This is a genomic window from Mesorhizobium sp. M0293, from assembly GCF_040321735.1.
In the GTDB taxonomy this organism is placed as follows: domain Bacteria; phylum Pseudomonadota; class Alphaproteobacteria; order Rhizobiales; family Rhizobiaceae; genus Mesorhizobium.
In genome coordinates this window covers 1-7,501 of sequence record NZ_JAMYSA010000183.1, presented here as the reverse complement: position 1 = coordinate 7,501, position 7,501 = coordinate 1, and the positions used below count along the sequence as shown (strand labels likewise).

8 protein-coding genes are annotated in these 7,501 nt (G+C 62.8%); 6 read left to right on the top strand and 2 right to left on the bottom strand.

Annotated features, from left to right (window positions below; translation table 11 throughout):
• Window positions 1–91: 91 nt before the first annotated feature.
• Window positions 92–2,782 (bottom strand): aconitate hydratase AcnA, encoded by a 2,691-nt coding sequence (gene acnA, locus NKJ06_RS33380; protein ID WP_352630720.1) that lies wholly within the window; start codon window positions 2,780–2,782, stop codon window positions 92–94.
• A gap of 281 nt (window positions 2,783–3,063) precedes the next feature.
• Here acnA and ccmA point away from each other — a divergent pair, with 281 nt between their 5' ends.
• From ccmA to NKJ06_RS33360, 4 genes are all read left to right on the top strand, one after another.
• Window positions 3,064–3,687, top strand: a complete 624-nt coding sequence (gene ccmA, locus NKJ06_RS33375) for a heme ABC exporter ATP-binding protein CcmA (protein WP_352630723.1) — start codon at window positions 3,064–3,066, stop codon at window positions 3,685–3,687.
• Window positions 3,688–3,880: 193 nt separating this feature from the next.
• Window positions 3,881–4,546: a heme exporter protein CcmB gene (ccmB, locus tag NKJ06_RS33370; RefSeq protein ID WP_352630726.1), complete on the top strand. Its 666-nt coding sequence runs from the start codon at window positions 3,881–3,883 to the stop codon at window positions 4,544–4,546.
• A 133-nt stretch (window positions 4,547–4,679) separates the two neighbouring features.
• Window positions 4,680–4,847 (top strand): heme exporter protein CcmD, encoded by a 168-nt coding sequence (ccmD, locus tag NKJ06_RS33365; protein ID WP_352630729.1) that lies wholly within the window; start codon window positions 4,680–4,682, stop codon window positions 4,845–4,847.
• Entirely contained in the window at window positions 4,844–5,422 is a 579-nt protein-coding gene (locus tag NKJ06_RS33360) for a DsbE family thiol:disulfide interchange protein (RefSeq protein WP_352630732.1), read from the top strand. Before ccmD ends, NKJ06_RS33360 begins: the two co-directional genes overlap by 4 nt.
• Before the next feature lie 258 nt (window positions 5,423–5,680).
• Here the strand turns inward: NKJ06_RS33360 and NKJ06_RS33355 are convergent, their stop codons facing one another.
• The gene (locus tag NKJ06_RS33355; RefSeq protein WP_081738754.1) at window positions 5,681–5,848 is read right to left on the bottom strand and encodes a hypothetical protein; all 168 of its coding nucleotides are present in this window, start codon (window positions 5,846–5,848) and stop codon (window positions 5,681–5,683) included.
• A gap of 274 nt (window positions 5,849–6,122) precedes the next feature.
• Here NKJ06_RS33355 and NKJ06_RS33350 point away from each other — a divergent pair, with 274 nt between their 5' ends.
• Window positions 6,123–7,043 carry an SMP-30/gluconolactonase/LRE family protein gene (locus NKJ06_RS33350; RefSeq protein WP_352630734.1) on the top strand — a complete coding sequence of 307 codons (921 nt, stop codon included), beginning with the start codon at window positions 6,123–6,125 and terminating at the stop codon, window positions 7,041–7,043.
• A 73-nt stretch (window positions 7,044–7,116) separates the two neighbouring features.
• Window positions 7,117–7,323, top strand: a complete 207-nt coding sequence (locus NKJ06_RS33345; protein WP_010912352.1) for a tautomerase family protein — start codon at window positions 7,117–7,119, stop codon at window positions 7,321–7,323.
• Window positions 7,324–7,501: the final 178 nt, after the last annotated feature.

Below are 7,501 nucleotides of genomic sequence, written 5' to 3'. Positions count from 1 at the left end.
AAACCGCTAATCCTGCAATCCAAAAGCCGCTATCCGCCTCAATCAACATGCCAGATCAACGGCTTGCGGATAGTTCACGGTCGACTCTTCCCTAAGCCGCCAGATCGCGCAGCACGTATTGCAGGATGCCGCCGTTCTTGAAGTAGTCGAGCTCGTCCAGCGTATCGATGCGGCAGATGATCGGCACGTTCTTCACCGTGCCGTCGCCATAGGTGACCTTGGCGATCATCGTCTGGCGCGGCTTGATGGTGCTCAAGCCGTCGATCTCGACCAGCTCGTCACCTCTGAGATTGAGCGAGGCCCAGGACGTGCCGTCCTCGAAGACGAAGGGGATGACGCCCATGCCGACGAGGTTCGAGCGATGGATGCGCTCGAAGGACTGGGCGATGACCGCGCGGACACCAAGGAGGTTCGTTCCCTTGGCCGCCCAGTCGCGCGACGAGCCGTTGCCGTATTCGACGCCGGCGAAGATGACCAGCGGCACGCCTTCTTTCTTGTACTCCATCGCCGCGTCGTAGATCGATTCCTCTTCCTTCGACGGATAATGGATGGTGTAGCCGCCCTCGCGGCCGCTCTCGCCCAGCATGTGATTGCGGATGCGGATGTTGGCGAAGGTGCCGCGCATCATCACCTCGTGGTTGCCGCGCCTTGTGCCGTACTGGTTGAAGTCGGCGACGCCGACACCGTGATCGGTGAGGTATTTGCCTGCCGGTGAAGCCGCCTTGATCGAACCCGCCGGAGAGATGTGGTCGGTGGTGATCTTGTCGCCGAACAGGCCGAGCACGCGCGCGCCCTTGATGTCGCCGATCTTGCCGAATCCTGATGTCATGCCGGCGAAATAGGGCGGGTTCTGTACATAGGTAGAGTTGTCGTCCCAGGCATAGGTCTGGCCTTCCGGCGCCTTGACGTTCTGCCAGTACTCATCGCCCTTGAAGACGTCGGCATATTTGCGGGCGAACAGCTCACGGGTGACGTTCTTCTCGATGAACTCCTGGATCTCGGCCGAACTCGGCCAGATGTCCTTGAGATAGACCGGGTTGCCGTTCTTGTCCTCGCCGAGCGGCTCTGTGGTCAGGTCCTTGGTGACGGTTCCAGCCAGCGCGTGGGCGACGACCAGCGGCGGCGACGCCAGATAGTTCGCCTGCACGTCGGGCGAAACGCGGCCTTCGAAGTTGCGGTTGCCGGACAAGACCGCGGCGGCAATCAGGCCCTTGTCGTTGATGGTTTTCGAGATCGGCGCCGGCAGCGGGCCGGAATTGCCGATGCAGGTGGTGCAGCCGAAGCCGACCAGGTTGAAGCCGATCTGGTCGAGTTCCTTCTGCAGGCCGGATTTCTCCAGATATTCGGCGACCACCTGGCTGCCGGGTGCCAGCGAGGTCTTCACCCAGGGTTTCTGCTTCAAGCCGAGCCGATTGGCGTTGCGCGCCAGCAAGCCGGCGCCGATCAGCACGCTCGGGTTCGAGGTGTTGGTGCAGGAGGTGATGGCGGCGATGACGACATCGCCATGACCGAGATCATGGTCGGTGCCTTCGACCGCATAGCGCTTCGAGATTTCCGCCGCCTTCTTGTATTCGGTCTCCATCGCCTTGGCGAAGCCTTCGGGGATGCCCTCCAGGGCGACGCGGCCTTCAGGCCGCTTGGGCCCGGCCATCGACGGCACGACGCTGCCGAGTTCCAGCTCGAGCAGGTCGGTGAACACCGGGTCGGCCGAGCCGGTGTCGCGCCACATCCCTTGCGCCTTGGAATAGGCTTCGACCAGCGCGATGCGGTCCTCGCTGCGTCCGGACATTGTGAGGTAGCGGATGGTTTCCGAATCGACCGGGAAGAAGCCGCAGGTGGCGCCGTATTCGGGCGCCATGTTGCCGATGGTGGCGCGATCGGCCAGCGTCATGTTGGAGAGGCCCGGTCCGAAGAACTCGACGAACTTGCCGACGACGCCCTTCTTGCGCAGCATCTGCGTGACGGTGAGCACGAGGTCGGTGGCGGTGACGCCTTCTTTCAGCTTGCCGGTGAGGCGGAAGCCAATGACTTCGGGCAAAAGCATGGAGACGGGCTGGCCGAGCATGGCGGCTTCAGCCTCGATGCCGCCGACGCCCCAGCCCAGCACGCCAAGGCCGTTGATCATGGTGGTGTGCGAATCGGTGCCGACGCAGGTGTCGGGATAGGCGGTGGTTTCGCCGTCCTCGGTGTTGGTCCACACCACCTGGCCGAGATATTCGAGGTTGACCTGGTGGCAGATGCCGGTGCCGGGCGGCACGACGCGGAAGTTCCGGAACGCCTGCTGGCCCCATTTCAGGAACTTGTAGCGTTCCTCGTTGCGCTCGTATTCGAGCTCGACATTGCGGGCGAAGGCCATCGGCGTGCCGAATTCATCGACGATGACGGAATGGTCGATGACGAGGTCGACCGGCACCAGCGGGTTGATCTTCTGCGGATCGCCGCCGAGCGAGGCCATGGCGTCGCGCATGGCGGCAAGGTCGACCACGGCCGGAACGCCGGTGAAATCCTGCATCAGCACGCGGGCCGGGCGATAGGCGATCTCGACGCCGGCGGTGCCCTTGTCGGTCAGCCAGCCGGCAACCGCCTGGATCGATTCCTTGGTGACGGAGCGGCCGTCCTCGTTGCGCAAGAGGTTCTCCAGCAGCACCTTCATCGAATAGGGCAGCTGGGAGATGCCGGTGAGGCCGTTCTTCTCGGCCTCGATGAGGTCGAAATAAGCATATTCCGCGCCGCTTGCGGTCAGCGTGCGGCGGCAATTGAAACTGTCGAGGGATTTTGACACGTGCGATCCTTGTCTGTTCAGCCTGAAAGGGAACGGACTCCGATGGCATGCAATCACGCGCAAAGGTGCGGGTACGGCCATTTCCGCTGTCCGTTCCCAAGCAACCCGAGCCGTTCAAGGCGGCGCGTGCGCTGGTTCGGCGCTAATTCTGTTCCCGCGCCGACCGCTGGCACGGATGCACCGCATATAGAGAATTTTCTGGAATAGTTCTAGACAGTTGCAAAGCAAATTTGTGCGATGCGGCAGCTGCCGCGACACATGGTTTTCAGGGCAGGCGAGGGATGCGGCTGATCGCCGAAAATCTGGGCGGCGAACGCGGCGGCGACACGGTGTTTTCCGGCATCGGCTTTGCCCTGGAGGATGGTCAGGCGCTTGTCGTCACAGGGCCGAACGGATCGGGCAAATCGACCTTGCTGCGGGTCATCGCCGGGTTGCTTCCGGTGGCGGAAGGCAGCGTGAAGATCGAAGGCGCTATGAAGATTGAAGACGGGGGCGAAGCGTTTCCGTCTGTTGCCTCGGCCTGTCATTATCTTGGCCACCAGAACGCAATGAAGCCGGCGCTCAGCGTCGCGGAGAACCTACGCTTCTGGCGCGATTTCAACGGCGGTGGAGATGCCGGCGTCGAAGAGGCGCTGGAAACGGTCGGACTGGGCGGCATCGGCCACCTGCCGTTCGGCTATCTGTCGACCGGGCAGCGGCGCCGCGCGGCGATCGCCAAGTTGTTGGTCAGTCATCGGCCGCTGTGGTTGCTGGATGAGCCGACGGCGGGACTGGACAAGGCTTCGGAGGCGCGGCTTGCGGGGTTGATGACGAGGCATTGCGGAGAGGGTGGGATGATTGTAGCGGCGACGCATCTGCCGCTGGGGATCGAGGGGGTAGAGTTGAGGATGGGGGAAACGGGTTGATGATGGCGCGAGGCACCGCCCTCTGTCCTGCCGGACATCTCCCCCGCAAGGGGGGAGATTGGACGCCGCCACGACCTTCGCCAATCTCTAATGTTGGAGGGCTGGTGGGAGGCATGAGCTGCCAATCTCCCCCCTTGCGGGGGAGATGTCCGGCAGGACAGAGGGGGGTGCCTGGGCGAAGGCATCTCAAATCATGCTAGCCCTCTTCCTCCGCGACATCCGTCTCAACATCCGTGCCGGCGGCGGTGCGCTGACCGGAGTCATCTTCTTCCTCGCCGTCATCGCCACCATTCCGTTCGGGGTCGGGCCGGATCTCAAGCTGCTTGCCCGCATCGGCCCGGCGATCCTGTGGATCGGTGCGCTGCTGTCTTGCCTGCTCGGCCTCGACCGGCTGTTCCAGGCCGACCGCGAGGATGGCTCGCTTGATCTGCTGGTGCTCGGCAACGACCGCCATATGCTGGCCTTGACGGTGCTGATCAAATGCCTGGCGCATTGGGCGGGCAGCGTGTTGCCGCTGGTCATCGCTGCGCCCTTGCTCGGCCTTTTCATGAACATGGAGCCGCTCGCCATCGGCGCCACGGCGCTGACCCTGCTGGTCGGCACGCCGGCAATCACCTTCATCGGCGCTGCCGGTGCGGCGGTGGCGGTGGCGCTGCCGCGTGGCGGGCTGCTGATCTCGGTGCTGGTGCTGCCGTTGACCATCCCGGTGCTGATCTTCGGCGTTTCGGCGAGTTATGGCGCGACGGCCTATCCCGATCCGTTTCTGCAGCCCTTCCTCATTCTTGCCGCGCTGACCCTGTTTCTTAGCGTGCTAGGCCCGGTCTCGGCTGCACTGGCGCTGCGCCACGGAACGGATTGAAGCGGCCGCATGAGCGCGAAGGCTGCGGCGCGGCGACCAATTGCGAAGCCGACAAGGCGAGGCTAAGGAAAGGCATGTCTAGACGGGGCGAAATGATCGGTTTGGAAGGCCGCACCTTGGCAGGACCTGCCGTATGAGTGTGCACGCACTTTACGTGACCGCCGCCTATGGCATCACCGCCGTGGTGCTGATCGGGCTGATCGGCTGGATTCTGATTGACCAGCGGGCGCGCAAGCGGGAACTCGCGGAGCTGGAAGCCGCCGGCGTGCGACGTCGCTCCGACAAGGCCGCCAAGCCATGAGCACCGAAACGGAAACGCCGCCGCCGCGCCGTCGCCTGTTCGTGCTTTTGCCGCTGCTGATCTTCCTCGGCCTGGCCGGACTGTTCCTGTCGCAGCTATTGTCGGGGCGCGATGTTTCGGAAGTGCCGTCGGCTCTGATCGGCCTGCCGGCGCCGCAGACCAATCTGCCGGCGCTTGAGGGCTTGAACCTGCCGGGCCTCGATTCGAAAGCCTTCGCCGGCAAGGTCACATTGGTCAATGTCTTCGCATCGTGGTGCGCGCCGTGCCGCGAAGAGCACCCAGTGCTTTTGGCGCTGTCGCAGGACAAGCGTTTCGCCTTGGCGGCACTGAATTACAAGGACCAGCCGGAAAACGCCCGCCGGTTCCTCGGCGATCTCGGCAATCCGTTCCAGGCGATCGGGGTCGACGAAGCCGGTCGCACGGCGATCGACTGGGGTGTCTACGGCGTGCCGGAGACCTTTGTCATCGGCAAGGACGGCAAGATCGCCTACAAGCATGTCGGCCCGCTGACGCCCGAGACGGCGAGGGATCTCTTGCTGCCACAGATTGAAAAGGCGCTGGCGGTGCCGGGCTGACGGTCACTCGCTTTCGTCATCCTAGGGCGAAGCAAGGAGCGGAGCGACGCGGCGAAGACCCTAGGATCCATGCCGCGACATTCGCCCGGAAATGCGGCGGTCCGAAATGCGCGCTTTTTGGCGCGAAATCACGGGTCATCGCAAAACAAATTCTGCACCGCTGTGGTGCTCGAAAATCACGGCATGGATCCTTGGGTCTTCGCTCCGCTTCGCGTCGCTACGCCCAAGGATGACGAACGTGATAGGTCGACCGAATACTCAGCCGTAGATCTGCTTGTGGACCTGGTAGAGCATTTCCGAGCGGTCGGCGCGCATGTCGGCCAGATCGCGGCTGGAAAAGCTGTCGATTTCGGCGACAAGGCGGTTGTAGTGCTTGCGCTTGGCAATGCTGTTGCGAGCGCGGGTCATGAGACTGTCGAGGATCATAGCAAGGTTCCTTTTGGCGCCGCATTTCGGCGGCTGTTATTCCTCCCTTGATCGATACGAAGCATGACATAGTAATGGTGCATTGCAAAAAGAAGATGTTGCAATGCACCATTGCGCCCAGCGCATAGCCGGTTAATGCGGCGTTGACGTCATGCGCAGAGCCGGCAAGCGATCTGTCTTGGCTGCGCTTTTTGTATAACACTGTGCGTACCCACATTGCCTTCTGTCCCGCCGGCTGGCTTGATCTGGTGTCATTGATGCCGGGAGGAGAAGCATGGCGGCCGCAGACTATTATGAAATTCTCGATCCGCGCTTCGCGCGCCTGTTCAACGGCAACGCGCAGGTCGAGAGGCTGTTCACCGGATGCCAGTGGGCGGAGGGGCCGGCCTGGTTTGCTGCCGGCCGCTATGTCGTCTGGTCCGATATCCCCAACAACCGCATGCTGCGCTACGACGAGACCGACGGCAATGTCAGCGTCTTCCGGCAGCCATCCGGCAATTCCAACGGCAACACTGTCGACCGGCAGGGCCGGCTGATCACCTGCGAGCATTCCGGCCGCCGCGTAAGCCGCACCGAGTTTGACGGCTCGGTCACCACCATCGCCACCAAATGGAAGGGCAAGCGGCTGAATTCGCCCAACGACGCGGTGGTGAAGTCGGACGGCTCGATCTGGTTCACCGATCCGAGCTACGGCATCGATACCGACTATGAAGGCGACAAGGCCGAGAGCGAAATCGGCGCCTGCCATGTCTACCGGGTCGATCCCGGCACCGGCGAGGTCGAAGCCGTCATCACCGACATGGTCAGGCCCAATGGGCTGGCCTTCTCGCTCGATGAGAGCAAGCTCTATGTCGTCGACACCGGCCGCACGCATGGCGCGCAGCACCCGGCGCATATGCGGGTGTTCAATGTCGGCAAGGGCGGCAAGAAGGTGTCGGGCGAAAAAATCTTCGCCGACTGCACTGCCGGCCTGTTCGACGGCTTCCGGCTCGATGAGGACGGACGCATCTGGACCAGTGCTGCCGACGGCATCCATTGCTACCATCCCGACGGCACGCTGATCGGCAAGGTCAAGGTGCCGGAGGTGACCGCCAATTGCGTGTTCGGCGGCAACAAGCTGAATTGCCTCTACATCGCCGGCACCACCTCGCTCTACATGGTGCGGCTGATGGTCAACGGCGCCAAGACTTATTGAGCTCGAGCACTGGCGACCGTTCGACAGTTTCGTCGAAGCGGCTCGCGAGCACGAACATCCCCGGGAGGACGTCATGCCATTCGTCAACATCCGCATCGTCAAGGAAGTGATCGCCGCCGATCCGGCGGGCAAGAAGGCGGATATCGCCAAAAAGGTCACGGCGGCCATCATGGAGGCCACTGGCCTCGGCAATGACGATGTCTGGGTGGTCTTCGAGGAGGTCAACGCGCGCGATTGGTATGTCGGGAAGACGGATGTCGAGACGCTGCGAAAGGGGTAGTTCCTCGTGATAGGTTAGCGGGACAGCGCCCCCCTCTGCCCTGCCGGGCATCTCCCCCACAAGGAGGGAGATTAGCCGTCATCTCCTCTTTTCGCCAATCTCCAACGTTGAAGGACAGGCGGGGCGGTGAAGCTGCCGATCTCCCCCCTCGTGGGGGAGATGTCCGGCAGGACAGAGG